This window comes from Actinoplanes sp. NPDC026670, assembly GCF_040638175.1.
In the GTDB taxonomy this organism is placed as follows: Bacteria; Actinomycetota; Actinomycetes; order Mycobacteriales; family Micromonosporaceae; genus Actinoplanes.
The window spans coordinates 1-25,507 of sequence record NZ_JBEZXU010000049.1 but is presented as its reverse complement, the minus strand read 5'-3'; the positions used below and the strand labels follow the sequence as shown (position 1 = coordinate 25,507).

The 25,507-nt window shown below is 70.4% G+C and carries 25 protein-coding genes; 19 read left to right on the top strand and 6 right to left on the bottom strand.

All coding sequences use genetic code 11. The features are described from left to right. The first annotated feature begins 32 nt into the window (after positions 1–32). The 10 genes from AB0E94_RS36205 to AB0E94_RS36160 all read left to right on the top strand — a co-directional run bounded on the left by AB0E94_RS36205 (position 33) and on the right by AB0E94_RS36160 (position 11,605). A complete protein-coding gene (locus tag AB0E94_RS36205; RefSeq protein ID WP_317787624.1) occupies positions 33–848 on the top strand; it encodes a DivIVA domain-containing protein in 816 nt (271 codons plus the stop codon). Positions 849–884: 36 nt separating this feature from the next. Beyond that, entirely contained in the window at positions 885–1,787 is a 903-nt protein-coding gene (locus AB0E94_RS36200) for a hypothetical protein (RefSeq protein WP_360335943.1), read from the top strand. Beyond that, positions 1,784–2,089: a DUF167 domain-containing protein gene (locus AB0E94_RS36195; protein WP_360335856.1), complete on the top strand. Its 306-nt coding sequence runs from the start codon at positions 1,784–1,786 to the stop codon at positions 2,087–2,089. Before AB0E94_RS36200 ends, AB0E94_RS36195 begins: the two co-directional genes overlap by 4 nt. A 259-nt stretch (positions 2,090–2,348) precedes the next feature. Then, positions 2,349–2,768, top strand: coding sequence for a TraR/DksA family transcriptional regulator (locus tag AB0E94_RS36190; RefSeq protein ID WP_360335854.1), 420 nt, complete (start codon positions 2,349–2,351; stop codon positions 2,766–2,768). Between the two features lie 41 nt (positions 2,769–2,809). After that, positions 2,810–3,340, top strand: coding sequence for a signal peptidase II (gene lspA, locus AB0E94_RS36185; protein ID WP_360335852.1), 531 nt, complete (start codon positions 2,810–2,812; stop codon positions 3,338–3,340). Positions 3,341–3,381: 41 nt separating this feature from the next. After that, positions 3,382–4,266 (top strand): RluA family pseudouridine synthase, encoded by an 885-nt coding sequence (locus AB0E94_RS36180; protein WP_360335929.1) that lies wholly within the window; start codon positions 3,382–3,384, stop codon positions 4,264–4,266. A gap of 15 nt (positions 4,267–4,281) precedes the next feature. Further along, positions 4,282–5,274: a hypothetical protein gene (locus tag AB0E94_RS36175; protein ID WP_360335850.1), complete on the top strand. Its 993-nt coding sequence runs from the start codon at positions 4,282–4,284 to the stop codon at positions 5,272–5,274. 184 nt (positions 5,275–5,458) lie between these two features. Further along, positions 5,459–6,961 (top strand): AAA family ATPase, encoded by a 1,503-nt coding sequence (locus AB0E94_RS36170; protein WP_360335848.1) that lies wholly within the window; start codon positions 5,459–5,461, stop codon positions 6,959–6,961. 60 nt (positions 6,962–7,021) lie between these two features. Next, complete coding sequence (dnaE, locus tag AB0E94_RS36165; RefSeq protein ID WP_360335846.1) at positions 7,022–10,558, top strand: DNA polymerase III subunit alpha; 3,537 nt, start codon at positions 7,022–7,024, stop codon at positions 10,556–10,558. 30 nt (positions 10,559–10,588) lie between these two features. Beyond that, a complete protein-coding gene (locus tag AB0E94_RS36160; protein WP_360335844.1) occupies positions 10,589–11,605 on the top strand; it encodes a hypothetical protein in 1,017 nt (338 codons plus the stop codon). A 252-nt stretch (positions 11,606–11,857) separates the two neighbouring features. On the opposite strand, the gene AB0E94_RS36155 is transcribed toward AB0E94_RS36160, so the two are convergent. Further along, complete coding sequence (locus AB0E94_RS36155; RefSeq protein WP_360335842.1) at positions 11,858–12,565, bottom strand: LON peptidase substrate-binding domain-containing protein; 708 nt, start codon at positions 12,563–12,565, stop codon at positions 11,858–11,860. 109 nt (positions 12,566–12,674) lie between these two features. Here AB0E94_RS36155 and hisD point away from each other — a divergent pair, with 109 nt between their 5' ends. From hisD to priA, 6 genes are read left to right on the top strand one after another with little or no spacing between them, the layout of a single operon-like run. Beyond that, positions 12,675–13,985: a histidinol dehydrogenase gene (hisD, locus tag AB0E94_RS36150; RefSeq protein ID WP_360335840.1), complete on the top strand. Its 1,311-nt coding sequence runs from the start codon at positions 12,675–12,677 to the stop codon at positions 13,983–13,985. Continuing rightward, positions 13,982–15,058: a histidinol-phosphate transaminase gene (locus AB0E94_RS36145; RefSeq protein ID WP_360335838.1), complete on the top strand. Its 1,077-nt coding sequence runs from the start codon at positions 13,982–13,984 to the stop codon at positions 15,056–15,058. Before hisD ends, AB0E94_RS36145 begins: the two co-directional genes overlap by 4 nt. Then, positions 15,055–15,666 (top strand): imidazoleglycerol-phosphate dehydratase HisB, encoded by a 612-nt coding sequence (gene hisB, locus AB0E94_RS36140; RefSeq protein WP_360335836.1) that lies wholly within the window; start codon positions 15,055–15,057, stop codon positions 15,664–15,666. Before AB0E94_RS36145 ends, hisB begins: the two co-directional genes overlap by 4 nt. Then, the gene (hisH, locus tag AB0E94_RS36135) at positions 15,663–16,283 is read left to right on the top strand and encodes an imidazole glycerol phosphate synthase subunit HisH (RefSeq protein ID WP_360335834.1); all 621 of its coding nucleotides are present in this window, start codon (positions 15,663–15,665) and stop codon (positions 16,281–16,283) included. The genes hisB and hisH overlap by 4 nt, the downstream gene beginning before the upstream one ends. Further along, a complete protein-coding gene (locus AB0E94_RS36130; protein WP_360335832.1) occupies positions 16,280–16,597 on the top strand; it encodes a hypothetical protein in 318 nt (105 codons plus the stop codon). The genes hisH and AB0E94_RS36130 overlap by 4 nt, the downstream gene beginning before the upstream one ends. 21 nt (positions 16,598–16,618) lie before the next feature. Then, complete coding sequence (gene priA / locus AB0E94_RS36125; RefSeq protein ID WP_360335830.1) at positions 16,619–17,338, top strand: bifunctional 1-(5-phosphoribosyl)-5-((5-phosphoribosylamino)methylideneamino)imidazole-4-carboxamide isomerase/phosphoribosylanthranilate isomerase PriA; 720 nt, start codon at positions 16,619–16,621, stop codon at positions 17,336–17,338. On the opposite strand, the gene AB0E94_RS36120 is transcribed toward priA, so the two are convergent. Further along, positions 17,304–18,212 (bottom strand): LysR family transcriptional regulator, encoded by a 909-nt coding sequence (locus AB0E94_RS36120; protein ID WP_360335828.1) that lies wholly within the window; start codon positions 18,210–18,212, stop codon positions 17,304–17,306. The genes priA and AB0E94_RS36120 overlap by 35 nt on opposite strands. A gap of 73 nt (positions 18,213–18,285) precedes the next feature. Between AB0E94_RS36120 and AB0E94_RS36115 the strand changes: the two genes are divergently transcribed. Beyond that, positions 18,286–19,170, top strand: a complete 885-nt coding sequence (locus AB0E94_RS36115; RefSeq protein ID WP_360335826.1) for an EamA family transporter — start codon at positions 18,286–18,288, stop codon at positions 19,168–19,170. Further along, positions 19,167–19,928, top strand: a complete 762-nt coding sequence (gene hisF, locus AB0E94_RS36110) for an imidazole glycerol phosphate synthase subunit HisF (protein WP_360335824.1) — start codon at positions 19,167–19,169, stop codon at positions 19,926–19,928. Before AB0E94_RS36115 ends, hisF begins: the two co-directional genes overlap by 4 nt. Positions 19,929–19,931: 3 nt before the next feature. On the opposite strand, the gene AB0E94_RS36105 is transcribed toward hisF, so the two are convergent. The 4 genes from AB0E94_RS36105 to AB0E94_RS36090 all read right to left on the bottom strand — a co-directional run bounded on the left by AB0E94_RS36105 (position 19,932) and on the right by AB0E94_RS36090 (position 23,855). Beyond that, positions 19,932–21,158 (bottom strand): type II toxin-antitoxin system HipA family toxin, encoded by a 1,227-nt coding sequence (locus tag AB0E94_RS36105; protein ID WP_360335822.1) that lies wholly within the window; start codon positions 21,156–21,158, stop codon positions 19,932–19,934. Then, positions 21,158–22,693: a DUF262 domain-containing protein gene (locus AB0E94_RS36100; RefSeq protein WP_360335820.1), complete on the bottom strand. Its 1,536-nt coding sequence runs from the start codon at positions 22,691–22,693 to the stop codon at positions 21,158–21,160. Before AB0E94_RS36100 ends, AB0E94_RS36105 begins: the two co-directional genes overlap by 1 nt. A gap of 84 nt (positions 22,694–22,777) precedes the next feature. Then, positions 22,778–23,206: a hypothetical protein gene (locus AB0E94_RS36095; RefSeq protein ID WP_360335818.1), complete on the bottom strand. Its 429-nt coding sequence runs from the start codon at positions 23,204–23,206 to the stop codon at positions 22,778–22,780. Between the two features lie 25 nt (positions 23,207–23,231). Next, complete coding sequence (locus AB0E94_RS36090) at positions 23,232–23,855, bottom strand: hypothetical protein (RefSeq protein WP_360335816.1); 624 nt, start codon at positions 23,853–23,855, stop codon at positions 23,232–23,234. A gap of 59 nt (positions 23,856–23,914) precedes the next feature. Between AB0E94_RS36090 and AB0E94_RS36085 the strand changes: the two genes are divergently transcribed. Then, positions 23,915–25,369, top strand: coding sequence for a PLP-dependent aminotransferase family protein (locus AB0E94_RS36085; protein WP_360335814.1), 1,455 nt, complete (start codon positions 23,915–23,917; stop codon positions 25,367–25,369). Positions 25,370–25,507: the final 138 nt, after the last annotated feature.

The following is a 25,507-nucleotide window of genomic DNA, read 5'->3' as shown; positions in this document are numbered from 1 at the left end:
AACCGCGGCCGCGACTGACCCGAGGAGTTTCGATGCCGCTGACCCCGGCCGACGTGCACAACGTCGCCTTCAAGAAGCCCCCGATCGGCAAGCGGGGGTATGACGAGGAGGAGGTCGACGCCTTCCTTGACGAGGTGGAGCGCGAGCTTGCCCGTCTGATCGAGGAGAACAACGAGCTGCGTGCCCAGGTGGAGCGCGGCGGGCGGGGTGGCGCACCGGCTGGTCCGGGCGCTGATCCGCGTCTGGCGGCCGAGCTCAACGACCTGAAGGGCCAGCTCGACCGCGTGCAGCGGGACAAGACGGCGGCCGAGCAGGCGGCCCGTCAGATGCAGGCCGAGCTCGACCAGGTCCGTGCCCAGGGCCCCGGCCCCGGCGCCCCGGCCGGTGGCGCCGACGGCGAGCAGCAGGCCCTGCGGGTGCTCATGATGGCCCAGCGCACCGCCGACGACCACGTCGCCGACGCGCGCCGGGAGGCCGACAAGCTTCTCTCCGACGCCCGCTCCAAGGCGGAGGAGGTCACCCGCGAGGCGCGGGCCAAGGCCGATGCGCTCGAGCGCGACGCCCGCCAGCGGCACCAGGAGGCCATGGGCGGCCTGGACGCGAAGCGGACCGCGCTGCAGAAGCACATCGAGGAGCTGAAGCAGTTCGAGCGGGAGTACCGCACGCGGCTCAAGGCGTACCTGGAGAGCCAGCTGCGTGACCTGGACGGTCGTGGCCAGGGCCTCGAGGCCGAGCTGACGCGGGCCGACTCCGGCCGTGCCGTCGGCGGCTCGGGTGGTCTCGCCGCCGCCGGTCTGGCCAGCTCCTACAGCGGTGGCCGCACCAACTCCATCGAATCGGGTCGCTGACCGCAGCACGCCCCCGCACCGCGACGAGGATGAGCCATGATCGTTGCTAGTCTCCTGCTCATCCCCGTCGCGGTTCTGTTTCTCGCGCTGGGCCTGGTCAACGGCTCCAGCAGTCTTCTCATAACCTCGATCGTGGTCAGCCTGCTGGCCGCGGTCGCCCTGGTCGTCGGCACCCGTCAGGCCGCCGCCCGGCGTGACGCCGAGCCCGCTGACCGGTCCGCCCGCCGGGAGCAGCCGCCCGCCTTCGCCGAGGATTCTGCCCCCGCCGCCGAGCCGGCCGCAGGCGAATCCGCCGAGTTCGAGGAGCCCGCCCCGATCGTCGTGGAACGCGACCGGGACCTCGATGTGGATCTCGATGCGGATCGGGCCCGGACGGCCGGAGCACGTGACGCGGCGACCCATCTGGGTGACCGGCGGCCGCCGGCCGCAGATTATGTCGATTCCGACTCCACGGTCGATTCCGGCGCGCGTTCCGCTTCGCCGGCCGATGCTTTCGGTGCGCGTTCCGCGGCTTCGGCCGATGTTCCCGGCGCGCGTTCCGCCTCCCCGGACGATGCCGTCAGCGCGCGTCCGGCCGCTCCGGCCGATGACGCCGGGCCGCGTCCCGTCTCCCCGGCCGCCGACGATCACGTGTGGCGGCCGGCCGCGGAGACGGCGGAGCAGGCCGACGAGTTCGCCGAGCCGGATGACGACGACCCGGACGACGAGCCGCTGCCCCAGTCGGTGCGGCCGGCCGACGCCGTGCTCGTCGCCCGCATCGACACCGAGGTGCTGGTGGTCGACGGCCGCCCGCGCTACCACATGGCGGACTGCCCGCATCTGGTCGGCCGGCTGACCGAGGCGCTGCCGGTGAACGAGGCGGTCGAGCTCGGCTTCAGCCCGTGCGGCCTGTGCCGCCCGGTGGACCGGCTCGTCGCGGCCGTGGCCCACCAGCGTTGAGCTCCCGGCCGGCCGCCGGGGTGTCGGTGCCGGTCCGGGTGCGGCCCGGCGCCGGGCGGACCCGGGTCGGCGGGCGATACGAGGGGCCGCACGGGCCGGCGCTGATCGTCGCGGTGGGCGCGCCCGCGGTCGACGGCAAGGCGACCGAGGCGGTCCGCAAGGCGCTGGCCGGCGCGCTGGGGGTGCGCCCCGGCGAGGTGTCGCTGCGGCTGGGCGCCACCAGCCGGGACAAGGTGTTCACCGTCACCGCGCCGCCGGACTCCTGGGCGAGCCGGCTCGCCGAACTTCGCGACAACACATAGTGATCTCCAGCTCACGCGCGGTGTATCCTCGATAGTCCGGCGGCGTGTTGGGCGCTTCCTGGTGATTTGTCGGATCTGGCAGTGATGGCGGGTTGTCGTGGTAGTTCACGTTCCGTATCGTTGCCAGCCTCCGGAGTGCGCGGCCCCTTCCCGGCCGTGCCGTTCCAGCAGGACAGACCAGGGGAAGGGCGGCCCGCCCAGCGGCCGCCCGTTTTTGTAGACCGCTGATCGCCGCCGGACGGCGGCCGAGGGAGCGACGATGGCCAAGGTAACGGAGACCCGGTCCGGATCGAACGGCGTGGCCGCGGAGCGGGTCCGTGACGAGACGGAGACCGAGCAGATCCGTCAGGCGCTGGTCGCGCGGCTCAGCGAGCTGCAGGCCGAGTACGATCAGGCGCTCAGCGAGATCACCGAGCTCCAGCGCGAGCGGCTGGCCGACTCGGCCGGGGACGACCAGGCCGACACGGGCACCAAGACGTTCGAGCGCGAGCAGGAGATCACGCTGGCCAACACTCTGCTCGAGCGGATCACACAGGTCGAACGCGCGATCGATCGGCTCGGGTCGGGCAACTACGGTTGGTGTGAGCGGTGTGGCAACCAGATCCCGGTCGAGCGGCTGGCTGCGTTCCCCTCCGCCACGCTCTGTGTCTCGTGTAAGCAGTTGGAGGAACGACGCTGAACGCCGATGAACAGGCCGCCCCACGGTTCAAACCCCGTGCGGTGGCGGTGCTGGCCGCGACCGCGGGCATCGCCGTGGCGGTCGACCAGTGGGTCAAGCACCTCTCCACCGAGAACCTGGATCCCGGCGAGCCGGTCCGCATCCTCGGTGGCCTGATCTATCTGTCACTGATGCGCAACGGCGGAGCCGCGTTCAGTCTCGGCAGTGACTACACCTGGGTCTTCCCGGTGATTACCCTGGTGGTGGTCGGCGTGATCGGGTGGCTGGCGTCCCGGCTGCGGTCGGTGCCGTGGGGCATCTCCCTCGGCCTGGTGCTGGGCGGCGCCCTGGGCAACCTGGGCGACCGGCTGTTCCGTGCGCCGGGCCCGTTCCAGGGCCATGTGGTCGACATGATCAGCCTCTTCGCGCCGTACGCGGAGAAGTTCGCGGTCTTCAACATCGCCGACAGCTGCCTCACCGTCGGGGTCTGCCTGGCCGTGCTGCTGGAGCTGACCGGCCGCCAGCGCGACGGCACCCGCCTGGTGAACGAGAAGAAGAAGCCGGCCTCGGCGGCTACGGAGGAGACGGCGTGAGCGGGCAGCGTTCCCTGCCGGTGCCGGACGGGCTCGACGGGATGCGGCTCGACCAGGCCGTGTCCCGGCTCTTCGGCCTCTCCCGGACCGCGGCGGCCACCCTCGTCGAGTCGGGTGACGCGCTCGTCGACGGTGTGCCCCGGCTCAAGTCGGAGAAGGTGGTGGCCGGCTCCTGGCTGGAGGTGACCCTCCCGTCGCCGGTCGCGCCGCCCACCGTGGTGGCCGAGCCGGTGCACGGCCTCGGCATCATCTACAGCGACGACGACATCGTGGTGGTCGACAAGCCGGTCGGTGTCGCCGCCCATCCCAGTCCCGGCTGGACCGGCCCGACCGTGATCGGCGGGCTGGCCGCGATGGGGCAGAACGTGGCCACCAGCGGCGCCGCCGAGCGCCAGGGTGTCGTGCACCGGCTCGACGTGGGCACCACCGGGCTGATGGTGGTGGCCAAGAGCGAGCACGCGTACACCGTGCTGAAGCGGGCCTTCAAGGAGCGCGAGGTGGAGAAGCGGTACCACGCCGTGGTCCAGGGGCACCTGGACCCGCTGCGGGGCACCATCGACGCGCCGATCGACAGGCACCCGACCGCGGACTGGAAGTTCGCGGTCATGTCGAGCGGCAAGCCGAGCGTCACCCACTACGACACGATCGAGGCGTTCCGGTCGGCCAGCCTGGTCGACGTGCGGCTGGAGACCGGGCGTACACATCAGATCCGGGTGCACATGTCGGCGATGCGGCACCCGTGTGTGGGTGATACCGCGTACGGCGCCGACCCGACCCTGGCCGCCCGGCTCAAACTGGACCGGCAGTGGCTGCACGCCCGGGAACTGGCATTCGCACACCCCCGAACGTATGAGGAGGTGCGGTTCGTCAGCGACTACCCTGACGACCTGAAACACGCGCTGGACGTCCTCCAGGACGCCGGCTGACCGTCGGGAGTGAACGTGGGCCCCGCGACCCGTATGCGGGCGGTCCTCGTCAGATTCGGGGCCGCGGCGCTCCGGTTGCAGATCATGACCGGAGTGTCGCTGGCCGCTATCGGTGCACTGGTCCTCGTGGTCTTCTGGGCCGACCGGGACCTGCCGGCCGGTGAGGAGACCGGCGACGTGCTCCGGGTGGGTGTGGTGGAGGGTCAGTCGATCAGCGGCTACCTCCGCTCCTCGCAGGACGAGCTGGCCCGGCTGAACAGCGGGCCGGGGGCCGAGACGTGGGCGCTGGTCGCCTTCAACAGGTACGCGGCCCCGGACGGGCTGCCCGGCATGCTCGCCGGCGCCCAGGTGGCCCAGGTCTACACCCGGGTCCCGATGGAGGACGCCCGCACCCCGGTGGTCCGGATCCCGGTGGTCGAGCTGCCCGCCGACGTGACCGCCGGGATGATCGGCGCGGCCCGGGCCCGTGACCAGGAACAGGCCGATTACCAGCGGCTGGGCGGAGAACTGACCGGGGACGGGCGGACCGAGGCGCGGTTGCGGGCGGCCTATCAGAGCGCGGCCCGGGTGGCCGCCCAGGAGGCCGCCGCCTACCGGGCGGGCTGTGAGTGCGTCTTCGCCGCGGTGGTACGCGCCACGCCCGCGGTGCTCGACGGGATCTCGGCGCGGCCCTGGGTGCGCGTGGTGGACCCGGCGCCGGAGGTGCGGCATCTGGACCGTACCGAGTTCCGCCCGCCGTTGCCCGAGGAGGTGGACGTGGCCTCGCCGGATCCGTCCGCCGTGCCATCCCCCATGGTGAGCGTTGCCTCAGCGGGTCCCGCACCGTTACCGTCGTCGATCGAGGTGGATGTGACATCCGCCTCACCCGACTATTCAGGCGGGACACCCTCGCCTGCCGTATTCCCTTCCGACGGCTTGGGTGCCGTACCCTCGGCAGCGGACGCGAGTCCAGCTCATGAGGGTGCGGGAGTGACTCCCGAGGCGTCCGGCGGGGATTCCGGCCGTTAGGTTTTGCATCCCCGAAACGTTCGGCCGGAGGCTCGTGCACGACCGGTGCGGCAGCATGTGATCAAGAACGACCGGGGGATGGGCGGTCGGCCGGTGGCCCGAATAAGGTCTCATCCGTAGCCTGTCAGGGGCGAGCGAGACCATCGCCGTGAAAGATGCCGGGTAGGCGCAGAAAGGACGAGCCGTGGACGGGACCGAGACCGGCTGGGGCCGGCCTGCGGAACCAGCCCCGCGCTGGCGGGCGCTGCTCGACCGTGCCCGGCATGCCGGCCGCAGCGAGGAGCCGGAAGAGGCGCCCAAGCAGCCGGAGACACCCCCGCAGCAACAGCAGCAGCAACAGTGGGGCCAGCAGCTGCCGACCCGTGGCTCGGCGTCGGTGGGCCGTCCGGTCAACCCGCTCGACCCGCGGCAGGCGCCCCAGCAGCCCGGCGGCGGCTTCGAGCGCCAGCCGGCCGAGCCGCAGCGCCCGGCCGAGCCGCAGCGTCCAGCCGTTCCGCAGCGGCCGATCAACCCGCTCGACCCGCGCTGGCAGGGCCGGCGCGAACCCGAGCAGCACAGCTTCTTCGAGCCGTCGCAGCGGTCCCAGCCGCAGCCGGCGCAGCAGTCCCCGCCCCCGCAGCAGCCGGCCCAGCCCGGCTACGGCGCCGGTTATCCGGCGAACGGCTACGGCCAGCCCAACGGCTACGCCCCGCCGGCGCCGAACGGTTACGGCCAGCCCGCTCAGGCCTACGCGCCCCAGCAGGCGTATCCGCCGGCCGCCCCGGCCCCGGCGCCCCCGCAGCCGCAGATGCCGGCCCAGGCGCCCAGCCGGGCCTCCGCGCCGGTCTCCCCGGCCCCGGCGGCCGCCCGGATCGAGTGGCGGCAGACCCGTGCCGAGGACGGGATGGACCGCGCCGTCTCGGTGATGCGGCGCAAGCTGGGCAAGCCCCGGGTGCTGGCGTTCGCCAACCCGAAAGGCGGCGTGCACAAGACCACCGCGACCGTGCTGGCCGCCGCCACCATCGGCAGCGTCCGCGGGCGGGGCGTGCTCGCCTGGGACGACAACGAGCTGCGTGGCACCCTCGGCCTGCGGGCCGGCAGCGCCCGGCACGCGCGCACGATAAAACACCTGCTGGCCGATCTGATGCGGATCGAGGCCCTGCACGGCGACGCCCTGCTCCAGGAGCTGGACGCCTACCTGCGGCACGCCTCCGACGGGTCGTACGACGTGCTCGCCGGCGAGGAGAACCCACGGTTCGCGCAGCGGCTCGATCAGGGCACCGTGCGCCGGGTGATGGACCTGCTCCGCCGGACCCACGACGTGATCTGCGTCGACACCGGCAACAACGTGGAGAGCGTGAACTGGCAGACCGTGATGCGGTCGGCCGACCAGCTGGTGATCACCACGGTGCCCCGCGAGGACGCCGCGTTCACCGCCGACTGGATGCTCGACGTGCTGGAGGAGGGCGGGCAGGGCGAGATGGTGGCCAACGCCGTGACGCTCATCTCCTGTCCCTCGCCGGGCCACCTGCCGCTCCTGGAGGACTTCAAACGGCACTTCGCGACCCGGACCAGGGCGGTCGCGGTGGTGCCCTACGACCCGGCCCTGGAGGTCGGCTCCTCCATCGAGTACGGCGATCTCCAACAGGAGACCCGGCAGGCCTGGCTGCGCGCGGCGTCGGTGATGTTGGAGCCCTTCGCGGAGTAGGTTCTGTCGTACGCCGGGGCTAGGCTTCCTGGGCTGTCATTCGCCAAGAGGGGGGTTCGGGTGTCTGACTCGTTTGTGCACCTGCATGTGCACACAGAGTATTCAATGCTCGACGGGGCGGCCCGGATCAAGGAACTTCTCACGGAGGCGAAACGGCTCGGCATGCCGGCCGCCGCGATCACCGACCACGGCAACATGCACGGTGCGTATGACTTCTACACGCAGGCCAAGGCGGCCGGCGTGACCCCGGTCATCGGCGTCGAGGCGTATGTCGCGCCGGAGTCCCGGCTGGACAAGAAGCGCATCAAGTGGGGCCGGCCGGAGCAGAAATCGGACGACGTCTCCGGTAACGGTGCGTATACCCACATGACCATGTGGGCGCGTAACGCGGTGGGCCTGAAGAACCTGTTCCGCCTCAACTCGCGCGGCTCCATGGAGGGCCAGCTCGGTAAGTACCCGCGGATGGACTTCGACATCATCTCGGAGCACGCCGAGGGCATCATGGGCACCACCGGCTGCCCGTCCGGCATCGTGCAGACCCGGCTGCGGCTGGGGCACTTCGACGAGGCGCTCAAGTCGGCCGCGATGTACCAGGAGGCGCTCGGCAAGGAGCACTACTTCCTGGAGATCATGGACCACGGCCTGTCGATCGAGCGGCGGGTCCGCGACGGCCTGCTCGAGATCGGCAAGAAGCTCAACATCCCGCCGCTGGTCACCAACGACTCGCACTACGTGCACGAGGAGCAGTCCGCCGCCCACGACGTGCTGCTGTGCGTGCAGACCGGCAGCAACGTGGCCGACCCCAACCGGTTCCGGTTCGACGGCTCCGGCTACTTCGTGAAATCGGCCGACCAGATGCGCGCCGTCGACTCCTCCGAGGCGTGGCAGGAGGGCTGCCGCAACACCCTGCTGGTGGCCGAGAAGGTGGACATCGAGGGGATGTTCACGTTCAAGAACCTGATGCCCCGGTTCCCGATCCCGGACGGCTTCTCCGAGGAGGAGTACTTCCGGCACGTGGCCTTCGAAGGGCTGCGCAAGCGCTTCCCGGACGGCATCCCGGAGACCCACGTCAAGCAGGCCGACTACGAGCTCGGCGTGATCATCTCGATGGGCTTCCCGGCGTACTTCCTCGTGGTCGCAGACTTCATCCAGTGGGCGAAGAACAACGGCATCGCGGTCGGCCCGGGGCGTGGCTCGGCGGCCGGTTCGCTGATCGCGTACGCGATGGGCATCACCGACCTCGACCCGCTCCCGCACGGCCTGATCTTCGAGCGGTTCCTCAACCCCGAGCGCATCTCGATGCCCGATGTCGACATCGACTTCGACGACCGGCGCCGGGCCGAGGTGATCCGCTACGTCACCGAGAAGTGGGGCGAGGACAAGGTCGCCCAGATCGCCACGTTCGGCACGATCAAGGCCAAGGCTGCGATCAAGGACTCGGCCCGGGTGCTGGGTTACCCGTTCGCGGTCGGCGACAAGATCACCAAGGCGATGCCGCCGGACGTCATGGGCAAGGGCATCACCCTCGGCGGCATCTTCAACAAAGAGGACAAGCGGTACAACGAGGCAGGTGAGGTCCGCGGCCTCTACGAGACCGACCCGGACGTCAAGAAGGTCATCGACACCGCCCGCGGCATCGAGGGCCTGATCCGGCAGACGGGTGTGCACGCCGCCGGCGTCATCATGTCCGCCGAGCCGATCATCGACCACATCCCGCTGATGCGCCGGGCCACCGACGGCGTGATCATCACACAGTTCGACTACCCGACCTGCGAGACGCTCGGCCTGCTGAAGATGGACTTCCTCGGCCTGCGCAACCTGACCATCCTGGACGACGCGAACCGTAACGTCGAGCTCAACCACGGCCAGAAACTCGACCTGCTGAAACTGCCGCTGGACGACCCTAAGGCGTACGAGTTGCTGGCCCGCGGCGACACCCTGGGCGTGTTCCAGCTCGACGGCGGGCCGATGCGCTCGCTGCTGCGCCTGATGAAACCGGACAACTTCGAGGACATCTCGGCCGTCCTGGCGCTCTACCGTCCCGGCCCGATGGGCGTCGACTCGCACACCAACTACGCGCTCCGCAAGAACAAGCTCCAGGAGATCACCCCGATCCACCCGGAGCTGGAGGAGCCGCTGCGCGAGATCCTCGAGCCGACCTACGGCCTGATCGTCTACCAGGAGCAGGTGCAGCGCGCCGCGCAGATCCTGGCCGGCTACAGCCTCGGCCAGGCCGACCTGCTCCGCCGGGCGATGGGCAAGAAGAAGAAGGAGATCCTCGACAAGGAGTTCGTGCCGTTCCGGGACGGCTGCCGCGAGCATGGCTACTCCGACGAGGCCATCCAGGCGGTGTGGGACGTGCTGGTGCCGTTCGCCGGCTACGCGTTCAACAAGGCGCACTCGGCGGCGTACGGCCTGGTGTCCTTCTGGACCGCCTACCTGAAGGCGCACTACCCGGCCGAGTACATGGCCGGTCTGCTCACCAGCGTCGGCGACGACAAGGACAAGATGGCCATGTACCTGGCCGAGTGCCGGCGCATGGGCATCCAGGTGCTGCCGCCCGATGTGAACCAGTCGGCCGGTCCGTTCACCCCGGTCGGCAAGGACATCCGGTTCGGCCTGGGCGCGGTCCGCAACGTCGGCGCCAACGTGGTCGAGGCGATCGTCAGGTGCCGCAAGGACAAATCCGAGTACAACGACTTCTACGACTTCCTGTCCAAGGTCGACGCGGTGGTCTGCAACAAGAGGACGATCGAATCGCTGATCAAGGCGGGCGCGTTCGACTCGATGGGGCACAGCCGCAAAGGCCTGCTCGCCGTGCACGCCGAGGCCATCGACGCGTACGCGGACGTCAAGCGCAACGAGGCGGCCGGGCAGTTCGACCTGTTCGGGGCGTTCGGCGACGACGCCGGCGGTGGCGGGTCGGCCGCGGTCAGCATGCCGCCGATCGGTGACAGCGAGTGGGACAAGCGCGACAAGCTGGCCTTCGAGCGCGAGATGCTCGGCCTCTACGTCTCCGACCACCCGCTCGCCGGCCTGGAGATGATGCTCGCGAACGCCGCCGACACCAGCATCGCGGCGCTCAACGAGGAGGGCTCGGTCCCGGACGGCCAGGTCGTCACGCTGGCCGGCATCCTCACCGGCGTCCAGCGGCGGATCACCAAACAGGGCCGGTCGTGGGCGTCGGCCACCCTGGAGGACCTGGCCGGCGGGGTCGAGGCGCTGTTCTTCCCGAACACCTACGAGCTGGTCGGCCAGTACATCGCCGAGGACGCGATCGTGGTCGTCAAGGGACGTATCGACAGGCGCGACGACCAGGCCCGGATCATGGCGATGGACATCTCCATCCCCGACATCTCTCACAACCCGGACAGCAAGCCGGTCACCCTGACCATGCCGATCACCAGGTGTACGCCGCCGATGGTCGACTCGCTCAAGGAGATCCTGGTCAGCCACCCGGGCGACACCGAGGTGCACGTTCATCTGCAGAACGGCAGCCGGACCACGGTCATGCGGCTCGGCGGCGTCCGGGTCGCGGCGACACCGGCCCTGCGTGCGGATCTGAAGATGATCCTCGGCCCGTCGGCCGTCGCCTGACGGCCCCGGCGGATCTGGAAGGATCGTAGGGTGGCGTACCCGAACGAGCAGCCGGCCGGCCCGTCCCAGCCCCTCCCGGGACCGGCGCCTTTCGAGGGGCCGGCACCTTACGAGGGTCAGGCGTCCTTCGAGGGGCAGGCGCCTTTCGAGAGACCGGCCCGGCCCGACTGGCGGCAGTGGGTCCGGTTGGAGGGCCGTCCCCGGCCGTGGCGGCGGTCGCTGGCGGCCGGCGTGGGTGTGGCGGTGGCCATCGTGGTCCTCGGGGCGCTCCTCGGCCTGCTCTGGGGCTGGGTGGCGCCGTCCGTGCCGGTGGTCAAACTGGCCGACGGCTCGATCGTGGTCACCGATCCGTCCCCCGAGCAGTACATCGCCGCCGACGGCTGGTTCACGCTCCTCGGCCTCGGGTTCGGGCTGATCGTGACGATCGCCGCGTGGCTCGTGATGCGCCGTGACCGGGGGCCGTTCCTGCTGCTGGGCATCGTCGGCGGGGCCTTCCTGGCCGGTCGCTGGGTGGCCCCGGCGGTGGGGGAGTTCCTCGGGCGCGGCGCCTACCAGGAGTGGCGGGAGGTGGCGGCCCAGGGGGCGACCTATCTGGCGCCGCCGCAGGTGCAGTCGCTCGGGCCGAAACTGGTGCCGGCGTTCATCGCGGCGGTCGTGCTGACCCTGCTGGCCGGCTGGTCCAACGACCCGGACCTCGACCATCCGGGGGCGCAGCCGGGCTACGGGCCCAACCACATGTACCCGCCCTACGGCCCGCACGACGGCGGCCACGCGCCCTACGCGCCACCGGCCGGCGACGGCTACTCGCCTTATGCGCCACCGGCCGGCGACGGCTCGCCAGGCGGCGACTACTCGCCATATGCGCCACCGGCCGGGGAATCCTCGCCATATGCGCCGCCGGCCGGCGGCGAGCGGCCGGAGACGGAACCCGGCCAGGCGAACGGCGGCGGAGCGGGCCTGGAATCCCCGGGCGCGGCGGCCTTCGACGCGCCGGGACAGGCCCACAGCGGGGCTGAGCAGCGACCGGAGCCACGCCACCCGGCCTGATTGAGCGTTGAGGCGATGGCGCCCGCCTGAGAAGGCGCTGGGGCGATGCCGTCCGCCTGAGAAGGCGCTGGGGCGATGGCGTCCGGCCCGAGAAGGCGATGGAGCCCGGCGGGCGGACGGCACGGTGTTCGGCCGGAGGGGGCCGCATCAGCCCGGCGGGCGCGTTTCGGTCCGGACCGGGGTTGCGTCGCGGTGTAGGCCCGGGACGGGGTGGGTGTGGTTGAGGGCGCCTGGCTCGTACCCGATGAGGGGTTAATTCGGGCTGGCCGGCCGCGCCAGATCGGACAGCGGGACCGGCACCGCCCTGACCCGGGCCAGCAGGCCCGCCTCGCGGGTGAGGATGCGCAGCTCGGTGCGGAGGCGGCCGGCGGTGTCCGGGGTGGCCAGCAGCATCTGCCGCTCCTCCACGGTGAGCTGCGCGGTGGCCGCGATCAGGTGGGACAGGACGGTCGGATCGTCCGGCACCTGCTCCAGGACCTCGCTGTTGGGCCGCAGCAGCTCCAGATAGGTGCGGAACGCGGTCAGCACCCGCGGGGCCAGCAGCTGGGCGGCCGCGGTGGGCTCGTCGTCCTCCGGCAGCCACTCGACGTGGGCCGTCAGATAGGGCTCGGCGCCCTGCTCGACGCTGAGCACGGTGAAGCGGCGGCGGCCGACCGTCATGATGTCGAAACGGCCGTCCGGCAGCTCGGTGACGTGCCGCAGCTCGGCGGTGCAGCCGACGTCGTAGAGGTCGGCGGCGCCGACCGGTGGGGTGGGGACGGCGCCGTCCTCCCCGGGCTCGGGCGCGACCTCGCTGCCATGCCTGAGGGTGACCACGCCGAACTCATGCGGTGTCCCCTCGGACTTGGCCACCAGCTCACGAACGAGGGTGCGGTAACGCTCCTCGAAGATGTGCAGAGGCAGCACGAGACCGGGAAAGAGCACCGTGCTCAGCGGGAAGACCGGCAGCCGATCGCTCACGCTCTCAGCCTAGTCGGCACGCGACCATGGTCAACCCACCGGATCCCAACGCCTGGGCCGGGGCCACTGGCGGCGGAAACCCGGTTGGGTGGCCGCATAGACTGGCCGGGTGCTGAATCGGATCGACCTGCGCGGCTCCCGCCGTGACCCGCGTGGTCTGCTGCCCCGTGCCCAGCTCGACGTCTCCGTGGCCGTCGAGCGGATTCGCCCGGTTGTCGAGGCGGTCCATGAGCATGGGTTCAGCGCGATCCGGGAGGCGACCGAGCGGTTCGACGGCGTCACCCTGGAGCGCCTGCGGGTGCCGGCCGAGGCGATCGCCGCGGCCGAGTCGACGCTCGAGCCCGACGTGCGCGCCGCGCTGCTCGAGGTGATCAAGCGGGCCCGTAAGGTGCACGCCGACCAGCGGCGCACCGACGTGACCACCCAGGTGGTCGACGGCGGCACGGTGACCGAGCGCTGGGTGCCGGTCCGCCGGGTCGGCCTCTACGTGCCGGGCGGCCTGGCCGTCTACCCGTCCACCGTGGTGATGAATGTGGTGCCCGCCCAGGAGGCCGGTGTGGAGGGCCTGGTGGTGGCGTCGCCGCCGCAGGCGTCCAACGGCGGCCTGCCCGACTCGCGGGTGCTGGCCGCGTGTGCGCTGCTCGGGGTGACCGAGGTCTACGCCGTCGGCGGCGCGCAGGCGATCGCGATGCTGGGCTACGGCTCCGACGGTCTCGACGAGACCGACCGGTGCGAGCCGGTCGATGTCATCACCGGTCCGGGCAACATCTGGGTGACCGCGGCCAAGCGGCTGCTCCAGGGCCGCGTCGGGATCGACGCCGAGGCCGGCCCTACCGAGATCGCGATCCTGGCCGACGACACCGCCGACCCGCGGCACGTCGCCGCCGACCTGATCAGCCAGGCCGAGCACGACCCGCTGGCCGCTTCGGTCCTGGTGACCCCGTCGATCGAGCTGGCCGAGGCGGTCGAGGTCGAGCTGGCGAAGCAGGTGGCCGCGACCAGGCACGCCGAGCGGGTGCACACCTCGCTGACCGGTGAGCAGTCGGGTGTGGTGCTGGTCGACGACCTGGAGCAGGGCCTGCGGGTGGTCGACGAGTATGCGGCCGAGCACCTGGAGATCCAGACGCGGGACGCGCGGGAGTGGGCCATGCGGGTCCGCAACGCCGGGGCGATCTTCGTGGGGGCGTGGGCGCCGGTGTCGCTCGGCGACTACGCGGCCGGGTCCAACCACGTGCTGCCGACTGCCGGGTGCGCCAGGCACTCGTCCGGGTTGTCGGTGCAGTCCTTCCTGCGGGGCATCCACGTCGTGGAGTACACCGAGGAGGCTCTGCGTGACGTCGCCCGGCACGTGGTGGCCCTGGCCGACGCCGAGGACCTGCCGGCGCACGGTGACGCGGTGAAGGCGAGGTTCGACAGGTGACCACCATCGACGATCTGCCGATCCGTGACGATCTGCGCGGCCAGACGCCGTATGGCGCGCCGCAGCTCGACGTCGCCGTCCGGCTGAACACGAACGAGCACGCCTTCGCGGTGCCGCAGCCGGTGGTCGAGGAGATGCGCAAGCGGCTCGACGCCGAGCTGGCCGACCTCAACCGCTACCCCGACCGGGACGCGGCCGGGCTGCGCACCGACCTGGCCGCCTACCTGGGCCACGGCCTGGGCTTCGAGGGTGTCTGGGCCGCCAACGGGTCGAACGAGGTGCAGCAGCAGCTGCTCCAGGCGTTCGGCGGGCCGGGGCGCACGGCGCTCGGGTTCGGCCCGTCCTACTCGATGCACCCGTTGCTCGCGGCCGGTACCGGCACCCGCTGGATCGGCGCGCTGCGCGACCCCGACTTCGGGCTGCGGGCCGACGCGGCGGTCGCCGAGATCCACCGGCACGACCCTGACCTGGTCTTCCTCTGCTCGCCGAACAATCCGACCGGCACCGCGCTCGATCCTGAGGTGATCGACGCGGTCCTCGGTGCGGCGCGCGGCATGGTGCTGGTCGACGAGGCCTATTTCGAGTACGCACGGAGTGGCACCCGCAGCGCGATCGAGCTGTTGCCGGGCCACCCGCGCCTGGTGGTGACCCGGACGATGAGCAAGGCGTTCGGGTTCGCCGGCGGGCGGCTGGGCTACTTCGCGGCCGACCCGGCGGTGGTCGACGCGGTTCAGCTGGTGCGCCTGCCGTACCACTTGAGCGCGCTGACCCAGGCCGCGGCGCGGGCCGCCGTGTCGCAGAGCGAGGCGCTGCTGGCCACGGTCGAGCAGATCAAGGTGCAGCGCGACCGGATCGTGGCCACTCTGCGCGGGCGGGGTGTGGAGGTGGCGGACAGCGACGCCAACTTCGTGCTCTTCCGCACCGGCGACGATCAGAAAGCCGCCTGGCAGGCGTTCCTCGACCGGGGCGTCCTCATCCGCGACGTCGGCCTGAAAGGCTGGCTGCGGGTCACCGCCGGCACCGAATCCGAGACCACCGCCTTCCTGAACGCCGCCGAGGAGATCCTGCTGTGAGCCGTGTGGGCCGTATCGACCGCGTCACCAACGAGACCAAAGTGCTCGTCGAGATCGACCTCGACGGCACCGGCAAGGGCGACCTGCACACCGGGGTCGGCTTCTACGACCACATGCTCAACCAGATCGCCAAGCACGGCGGCTTCGACCTCACCGTGCGCACCGAGGGCGATCTGGAGATCGACTCGCACCACACCATCGAGGACACCGCGATCGCGCTCGGCGAGGCCTTCGCGCAGGCGCTCGGCGACAAACGGGGCATCCGGCGGTACGGGTCGGCCACCATCCCGATGGACGAGGTGCTGGTCCGGGCGGCCGTGGACCTGTCCGGCCGGGCCTACGTGGTGCACGACGAGCCGCTGCTGGTGCCGTACATCGGCCCGGTCTACGCGACCAGCATGACCCGGCACATCTTCGAGGCGTTCGGCCACGCGGCCAAGGTGACCCTGCACGTGGACGTGCTGCGGGCCTGCCGCCCGGGCGGTCACCCGGACGCCCACCACGTGGTGGAGGCCCAGTTCAAGGCGTTCTCCCGGGCGCTGCGCGAGGCTGTCGAGATCGACCCGCGCAACGCCGGCGCGCTGCCCTCCACCAAGGGTGTGCTGTGACCGCGCCGAGCGTCGTCATTCTCGACTACGGGTCGGGCAACCTGCGTTCGGCGGAGCGGGCGGTGGCCCGGACCGGCGTGGACGTCACCGTCACCAGTGATCTGTCGGCCGCCGCAGCCGCGGACGGGCTGGTCGTCCCCGGTGTCGGCGCCTATGCGGCGTGCATGGCCGGCATCGAGGCGCTGAACGCGGGGCCGGTGATCGCCGAGCGGGTCGCCGCCGGCCGGCCGGTGCTGGGCATCTGTGTCGGCATGCAGATCCTGTTCGAGTCGGGCGTGGAGCACGGGGTGGAGACCAAGGGGCTCGGCCTGCTGCCCGGCTCGGTCACGAAACTGTCGGCCGAGCGGATCCCGCACATGGGGTGGAACACGGTCGACGTTCCGTCCGGGTCACGGCTGCTCGCCGGGCTCGACGCGGAGGCCCGGTTCTACTTCGTCCACTCGTACGCCGCGCAGGATCTTGATCTTTTGAATGGCGCCCTGGTGACCACCGCGTCGCACGACCTGCCGTTCGCGGCGGTGGTCGAGGCGGGCGCGCTGAGCGCCGCCCAGTTCCACCCGGAGAAGTCGGCCGACTCCGGTTACCGGCTGCTCAGCAACTGGGTCGCCGGGCTGTGAGCAAGGAACGCGCGAGACGGCGGGCCGAGCGGCTCGCCGTTCTCGAGAAGGAGAAGGCGGTCCGGGCCCGGCGGACGGTCCGTCGTGAGCGCCGCCGGGCGTTCCTCCGTGGCCTGAAGCCGCGTTTCGGGCGGGACGGCCGGCTCTATCACCGCAGCCGGCGGCAGCGGATCGGCATCGTGGTCGTCACGCTGCTCGCCGTCGCCGCGGTCTGGACCCTCGTCCCGGAACTCGGCCTCCGCATCATTCTCACCGCCATGCTCGTTCTCGGCGTGCCGGCCCTCGTCGTCGTGGTGCTCGGCCGCCGTGCCTGAAGGTCTCTTAGGGAGAAACACGTGACCCTCGAATTGCTGCCCGCCGTCGACGTCGCCGACGGCCAGGCCGTCCGCCTGGTGCAGGGGGCCGCCGGTTCGGAAACCGCCTACGGCGACCCCCTGGAAGCCGCGCTGGCCTGGCAGAACGACGGCGCCGAGTGGATCCACCTGGTCGACCTGGACGCCGCCTTCGGCAAGGGCTCCAACGCGGAGCTGCTCGCCGAGGTGGTGCGCCGCCTCGACGTGAAGGTGGAGCTGTCCGGCGGCATCCGGGACGACGAGTCGCTGACCCGGGCGCTGGCCACCGGCGCCCAGCGGGTCAACATCGGCACCGCCGCCCTGGAGGACCCGGAGTGGTGCGACCGGATCTGCGGTGAGTACGGCGACCGTGTCGCGATCGGCCTGGACGTGCGCGGCCGCACCCTGTCGGCGCGGGGCTGGACCCGGGACGGCGGCGACCTGTACGAGGTGCTGGCCCGGCTGGACAAGGCGGGCGCGTCCCGGTATGTCGTCACCGACATCACCAAGGACGGCACCATGCGCGGCCCGAACCTGGACCTGCTGCGTGAGGTGTGCGCGGCCACCGACAAGCCGATCATCGCCAGTGGTGGTGTCTCCACGCTCGACGACCTGCGTGCCCTGGCGACGCTGGAGCCGGTCGGGGTGGAGGGGGTCATCGCGGGGAAGGCGCTCTACGCGGGCGCGTTCACCGTACGAGAAGCTCTTGCCGTTCTCGGTTGAGTCGCCACGCTTCACGTAGTGCCTCTTCGGCGGCCCGGATCGCGGGCCGGGCCGCTGAAGTGTCGCGCCAGGCCAGCACCACCCGGCGGGTAGGTATCGGATTTATCCGGACGGATCGGGTGCCGGGTGGCAGCTCCGCGCGGGCCAGCCGTGGGATGAGCCCCACGCCCAGTCCGGCGGCGATCAGGGTCAGCTGGGTCTCGAACTCGCCGACCTGAAAATCCGGGATCACGCCCGGCAGGCTGCGGATCAGGTACTCGTAGCAGACGTCGCCGGCCCGGACGCCGATCCATCGCTCGTGCCGGGCGTCCTCCAGTGTCGCCTCCCCGGTCAGCCGATGGTCGCTGGGCACGATCAGGTCGGCGTGATCCTCCCCGAGCGTGACCTTGCTGACACCGTCCGGGTAGCGCAGCGCCACCTCCGGCCAGTCGTCGAGGACGGCCAGGTCGACGTGGCCGCGGCGGAGCATCTCCACGCCCTCGTGCGGGTTGACCTCGATCACGCTGATGCTCAGGCCGGGATGGTCGGTGGTGAGGGTGCGCAGCGCGTGCGGCAACAGGGCCCGGCACGCGGTCGCGAAGGTCGAGATGGTGAGCCGCCCGGTGACCGTGTCGCGGTGGGCGGCGAGGGCTGCCTCCGCCTCGTCGAGGCTGGTCAGCACCCGCTCGGCATGATCGGCGAGGAGCCGGCCGGCCTCGGTGAGCCGCAGTCGGCGCCCGTCCTTCTCGACCAGGGCGGAGCCGGTCTCCCGTTCCAGCTTGCCGATCTGCTGGGAGATGGCGGAGGGTGTGCAGTGCAGCGCCTGACCCGCGGCCAGGACCGTGCCGTAACTCGCCACCGCGTGCAGCGCCCGCAACCGCCCCAGGTCAATCATGTAGCGATGCTACATCCTGGGTGTAGGTTATTTTGCTGGTGCTTAACTGTCGTGCCGGGCGAGGCTGGACCTCATGAGAGCTCGTGACCTGGCTCTGGCGGTCGCCGTGGCGGCCGTCTGGGGTTTCAACTTCGTCGTCATCCACGTCGGGCTGGACGCCTTCCCGCCGCTGCTCTTCTCGGCTCTCCGGTTCGCCCTGGCCGCCTTCCCGGCCCTGCTCCTGGTCGGCCGCCCGCAGGTGCCGTGGCGCTGGGTGATCGCGGTCGCGCTGATCCTCGCCGTCACCAAGTTCAGCCTGCTCTTCATCGGGATGGAGGCGGGCATGCCGGCCGGTCTCAGCTCCCTCGTCCTGCAAAGCCAGGCCGTCTTCACGATGCTCTTCGCCGTGCTGCTGCTGCGGGAACGGCCGCGGCCGGTGCAGGTGGCCGGGCTGGCCGTCGCGGTCGCCGGGGTGGTCCTGGTGGCGGCCCGCACGACCGCGCCACTGCCCGCCTTCCTGCTGGTCATCGGCGCCGCCGCGGCGTGGGGACTGTCCAACGTCGCCACCCGCAAGGCGTCCCCGCCGGACACGCTGCGCTTCATGGTCTGGGTCAGCGCCGTGGCCACCGGCCCGCTCGTGGTGCTCACCCTGATCTTCGACGGCCCGGCGGCCGACCTCGCCGCGCTGCGCGCGATCGACACCCCGGCGGTGCTGTCGCTGGTCTACATCGCGCTGATCTCCACCCTGGCCGGCTTCGCCGCCTGGGGATTCCTTCTCAAGAAGTACGGCGCGGCCACCGTCGCCCCGTTCTCGATGCTGGTGCCGTTCTTCGGGATCGCGTCGGCCGCCCTGTTCCTCGGCGAGCCGGTGCACCCGATCGAGGTGGCGGGCGGTGTCCTGGTGGTCGGCGGGGTGCTTCTGGGATTGGTCAGGGCCCGGCCGGTCGCCACGAAAGCACTGGTTAGGGTTGAGGCATGACGGTAGCCGTGCGTGTGATTCCCTGCCTGGACGTGGATGCCGGCCGGGTGGTCAAGGGCGTCAACTTCGTCGACCTGCGCGACGCCGGCGACCCGGTCGAGCTGGCCGCCGCCTACGACGCGGCCGGGGCCGACGAGCTCACCTTCCTCGACGTCACGGCCTCCTCCGACGATCGTGGCACGATGCTCGACGTGGTCCGGCGGACCGCGGAGACGGTGTTCATCCCGCTCACCGTCGGCGGTGGTGTCCGCTCCCCGGAGAATGTGGACGTGCTGCTGCGTGCCGGCGCCGACAAGGTGGGCGTCAACACGGCGGCGATCGCCCGCCCTGAGCTGATCCGCGAGATCGCCGAGCGGTTCGGCAACCAGGTGCTGGTGCTCTCGCTGGACGTGCGGCGGTCGGCCGGGCAGCCGAGCGGGTGGGAGGTCACCACGCACGGCGGCCGGCGCAGCGCGGGGCTCGACGCGATCGAGTGGGCCGCGCGGGTGGCCGAGCTGGGCGCGGGGGAGATCCTGCTCAACTCGATGGACGCCGACGGCACCAAGGCCGGTTTCGATCTCGACCTGATCCGGGCCGTGCGGGCCGTCGTCGACATCCCGGTGATCGCCAGCGGCGGCGCGGGCGCGGTGGAGCACTTCGCCCCGGCGGTCGAGGCGGGGGCGGACGCGGTGCTCGCGGCGAGCGTCTTCCACTTCGGTGACCTGACGATCGGCGAGGTGAAGGACAGCCTCCGGGCAGCCGGCAACCCGGTCCGCTGACCGTCAGTTCATGCAGGCCAATGGCAGAGTCGTCAGACGTTCGTTGATCATGCCTCCCATGTCTCGGGACAATGGAAGTTCCTTTGCTAGGCGGGACCAGGTCGATCGCATGATCTCGACGAACTCGGCCGCGAGGGACGCCAACTCCTCAGGCCGGGGATAACCTATCCGTTCGCCGAGGCGTCGGAAACTATCCGGTGTGATGTCGGAAAATTGTTTCGAACGGTCGAGGTTCAATGCCAACGTGTCGGCACGGAAGGGCTGGTAGACGACTGTGGAAACGAAGTCGTACGCTGGACTGAGCCGGATTTTTTGGTCTGCGGTGTACAGCAACGACCAGTTCTTCAGGTGGGCGTCGCCATTACCCATGAGGACAGCGGCGACCAACCTGCGTACGAATTCCCGCACTGCTTCCTCACCGGACAGGCTGAGGAGGATTCGGCCGATCGTCTCGTAGTTGGCCTTCTGGTATTTTTGCTCCGGATACAGATCGAGGATTTGGGCGAAGTCCTCGATGTGTCGTCGTCCCTGAGGCGTTCTGTCGAACCGTTCGATGGCGAACACCTTGGTGCCGGGGTCGACGAGCCCGTCAGGTATCCCGTGTACGTCCTGTGCGGGGATGAGTTCGATGGCGGGGACATCGGCTCCGGACTCCTTGAGCCAGGTCATCATGGAGTACTCGTTTTCGGGGACTTGTCGGAAGTCATGAAAGGGAAGCTTCGCGATCCAGTCTCCGCCCTCACCGCTGGCGGGAAAGGTCAACCCCCGCCGTCCTCGAAGCATGGAGAGCTTCAGTTGGACACCGGCTAGCGAGAACTTCAGGCGGACGCCGCGAAAGGATTCCGAGTCGTCAGGGTTCTCGGCTGGCACATCGGCGGTACTTTCCTCCTCCGCCAGGTGAACGGTGACGGCGCCCGGCAGATCGTGGCCCAGACCGGCGAGGAGAAAGAACTCACGCTCGGGATGGACACCCAGTTGGCGTGCGACCATCTCGCGAAGAGGGCCGGCCTTCTCCGGAAGAAGGTTGGAGAACCAGGGGGTCAGCCGCTGATGTGTCGAGCGGATACGAGCCGGATCATCCTCGAAGGTCTGCCCCAGAACCGGCCGCGGGATCTGCTGCAAAAAATTGCCATCGGGCATGAATCGGATGTTGTTCCCCCGGAGCAACATCTCGCCGACATGGATGTCGTGCAGGCGAATGTCCAGGCGGTGTGTTTTTTCGCTGATCATCAGAGGTCCATGTCCTCCCTCGTCTCATCGTCAACGACGAGATCGTCGTCCACTAGCAGATCGCTGATGGCGGGGCGATCCGACGCACCCCATTCCGCCCACCGTGCGATTGCTGTGGATGCATACTCGGCGAGCAGATCCTTGCGGGCCTGCCGGAAGCCGATCGGCTCGGCGGAGGCCAAGCCCCGAGCGATCGTCGAGGTCAAGGCGTGGCCGGCCAGAAGGTCCGGATCGTCGACGGCGGCGAGAACACGCTCCTCCAGGGGGCCTTCGTCGTGAGGGGACAGAATCGAAACGCCGCCCAGTCTCCGAAACGCTGATTTCCCAAAGCGTTCCAGAACCGTGGTGACATCGATCGCTTGGCCATTGGCCAGCGAACGCGGCTCCAGGATCGTGAGCGCCAACGGGTGGCCGACGTGACGTAACACCGTCCGCTCGGGCTTCTTCGTTGAGACATGTTGCAGCAGCCGGAAGGCGTCCATCGAGTCATTGCCGCGCACCGCGGAACGGATATAGCCTTGGACCTGCTCGGAAGGCCGAGACATCGTGCGCCACAGCCATCGGCGCAGCAGGATCCGGGACCGGGTCGATGCCGCTGGGTTCAGGTGAAAGAATCGGGCGATCGCCGGCAGGAGGTTCAGGTGACTCTGCCACACGGACAGGTGCGGGATGGCTGCCTCGTCGCGAAGCCAGGCGATACTTCTCGCGATCGCGGGTTCGGCATCTGTCAGTAGCCGGGTGTTCCCTTCGGCCAGAAGCTCCGCCGGTTCGGTGGCCTCTCCCAGCGCCAGCATCACGTCGAGAATGGCTTCGGCTGGAACGCGGCCGGTGCCCAGGGTGGAAAGGCGGCGGCTGCTGGCACGAAGGGTCGAACCCGAGTCCGCTTGTGAACCCGGATGCCTCGCGTGAAACAGATCCGTGCGAGTCAGGCTGACTGCGGTCGAGTTCAATCGAACGAAGACGTCCGCAGCGGTTTCGGCACCGGCCCCGAGCATGCGAACCAGCGTCAGTTGATAATCCATGATTCGGGCTCGTACGTCGACAGCCCGATCGATGTAATGACCCAGGTATGCGCCCTGGTCATTGACCCATTGCCAGAAGGAGACCTGATTCGCGACCACGTCGAGCGGCAGTTGATGTGTTTGAGCGGAGTCCTGCCGCCGTTCGATCAGGTCGCCGGTCTCAAGGTCGTAGGCCAGCCGGATCGATCCTTTGCGGGAATTTCCGGTGAGGAGAACCGAGGCCAGGGCGCCGAGACGTTGCGATCCGTCAACGATCCACCATGCGAACGGATCGGCGGGGGCCCGCACTGTGGTGAAGCCGATCTGCACTTCCTCGGGCTCTGCCGCATTTTCGAGGACGACAAGCGCTCCTGTCGGCAGACCTGTCACGATGCTTTCAAAGAAGGCGATGGTTTGCCGTACCGACCAGGTGAAGGGCCGTTGAAAAGACGGGATCCGGAAGCGCCCCTGCTCAATCATTCGCAGGGCGTCTGCGATGCTCAGACTGTGTGGTGCGTTCACCGCGTTGGCCATCGGGCTCACCCACACTCTCCGCCGGACGAAAGCCCGCCGGAGGCAAGCCTTGACGCATGCTAACTGTTCGCGTGAAGGGGGAATCTATCGGCCGTCGGCCAGCCGCAGGCTGTACTCACGGACGGCGGCGTTATAACTCTGCTCGTCCAGCGACCAGTCCGCGTCGCCCGGCTCGGCCAGTCGGTTGAGCTGGGCCTGCAAGGTCATCACCGCTGACGACAGGCCACTGAACGGGCGGGTCCGCCACAGCTGCTCACCCGGCGGGGCGACCTGGATCAGGTCGTCCTCCACGGTGATCAGCCCGGCCCCGGCGAGCCGGCGCACCGACTCCTCCAGCTCGGCCCGCTCCGGCACGCTGTGGTGCAGGAAGTCGGCCGCCGCCAGCACGTCGGCCAGTGTCGCGCCGGTCACCGGCAGCGCGGCGTGCAGTGCCCGGTCGCGCTCCAGGCGCTCGGCGATGACAGCGGAGACGAAGATCCATGCGTCGTTCCAGTTCCAGCCACCGGCCCCCATGCCGCAATGATGCCGTGCGGTGGCCTCACCGGGAAGCGAATGTGTCCGGAAGATCACTGGGGGCTGCCTCCGGAACCGTCAGCGGCGGGAGGAACAGATGCACCAGCGGGCCGATGGCCAGCGCATAGGCGATCGTGCCGACCCCGACCGTGCCGCCGAGCAGGAAACCGGCGCCCAGAACGGTCAGTTCGATGCCGGTCCGGATCACCCGCAACGGCACTCTCGGGAACCGTGCGGCCAGCCCGGTCATCAGCCCGTCGCGCGGCCCCGGACCCATCCGGCTGCCGATGTAGAGGCCTGTTGCGAACCCGTTCAGCAGAATCCCGCCGACCAGATAGCCCATCCGCGCCGGCATGGCCTGACCGGCCGGCAGCACCGCCAGCGCCGCGTCCGCGGCGAAACCCACCACCAGCAGATTGGCCACCGTGCCAAGGCCCGGTCGCTGTCGCAGCGGGATCCAGAGCAGCAGCACGGGTACGCCCACCAGCAGCACGATCCAGCCGAAACTGATCCCGGTGACCTCGGAGAGGCCCTGGTGGAAGACATCCCACGGGTTGAGGCCGAGACCGGATTCGACCATCAGCGCCATGCTGACGCCGTAGAGGACCAGCCCCGCGAAGAGCTGGGGGACGCGACGGTACAGGTTCATAACAGCCACTCTTGATGCCAATCAGCCAATGCTAAAGTGCCAATTCTTCGGAGGTGGCTATGACGACGTCGGTACGTGGAGACCAATTGGCCCGTCTGCTCGGCCGGTGGCACGCCCTGCCCGGCCGGCGGCGCAGCCCCGACTACGCAGCTCTGGCCGGCGCCGTCCGCGGCCTGCTCTCCGACGGACGGCTCGCTCTCGGCGTCCGCCTCCCCGCCGAACGGGAGCTCGCCGAAGCCCTCGCCATCAGCCGGACCACCGTGTCCGCCGCCTACCGGGCGCTCCGCGAGACCGGCCACCTCGCCAGCCGCCGCGGCGCCGGCAGCTGGACCACCCTGCCCAACGGGCACCGCGTCGCCTCGTCCGGCCTGTGGACCCCCGAGGACGACCTCGACATGATCGACCTCGGCTGCGCGGCCTCCGCGGCCCCCGTCGAGATCGTCCCGGCCGCCCGCGCCGCCGCCGACGACCTGCCCCGTTACCTAGGCAGCGCCGGCTACCACCCGACCGGCCTGCCCGAGCTGCGCGCCGCCGTCGCCGACGGCTACACCGCCCGCGGCGTGCCCACCTCACCCGAGCAGATCCTGATCACCAGCGGCACCCAGCAGGCCCTCGACCTGGTGCTGCGGCTGTCCGTCCCGGTCGGCGCGCCGGTCCTGGTCGAGACGCCCACCTACCCCAACGCGCTGGCCGCGCTCGCCGCCCGCCGCGCCCGGATCAGCACCCACGGCCTCGACATCGAAGACGGCTGGGACGGCGAGATGCTCCTCGGCGCGCTGCGCCAGATCAAACCCCGGATGACGTACGTGATCCCGGAGTTCCACAACCCGACCGGCCACCTCATGCCCACCGAACTACGCGAACGTCTCGTGGCCACGGCGCATTCGACCGGCGCCGACCTGATCGTCGACGAGTCCTTCGTGGACCTGCCCCTCGACGACCCGGCGATGCCGCCACCCGTCGCCGTCTTCGACAGGCACTCCCGGGTCACGTCGATCGGCGGGATGAGCAAGGCGTACTGGGGTGGCCTCCGGATCGGCTGGGTCCGCGCGTCCGCCCCGCTTGTGCAGCGGCTCGCCGCCATCCGGGTCGGCGTCGACATGGCCAGCCCCGTCCTCGAACAGCTCGTCGCCGTACACCTGCTGCGCAACGCCGACGAGATCGTCGCGGCCCGCCGCGCCCAGCTCCGGTTCCGCCGGGCCACCCTGGTGGCGGCCCTGCGCGAACAGCTTCCCGAGTGGCGGTTCGTGGTGCCGGGCGGCGGGGTCACCCTCTGGGCGGAGCTCGACGGCCCGATCTCCAGCGCCCTGTCCCGCGCCGCCGAGGACGTCGGGGTGCGGCTGGCGCCCGGCCCGCGGTTCGGCCTGGACGGCACGCTGGAACGCTTCCTCCGCCTGCCGTTCACCCTCCCGGCCGACGACCTGGCCGAGGCAGTCCGCCGGATCGCGTCGGTCCGCCACGACCTCGACCACGCCGCCCGCCCGGCGTGGCGCACCCCCGTGGTGATCACCTGACCCACCCCGAAACCACCCGCACCACCACCCGCACCGCCCGCACCGCCGCCCGCGCCACCACCCGCACCGCCCGCTGCCCGCGCCACCACCACCCCCACCGCCCGCACCGCTGCCCGCACCACCACCCGCACCACCACC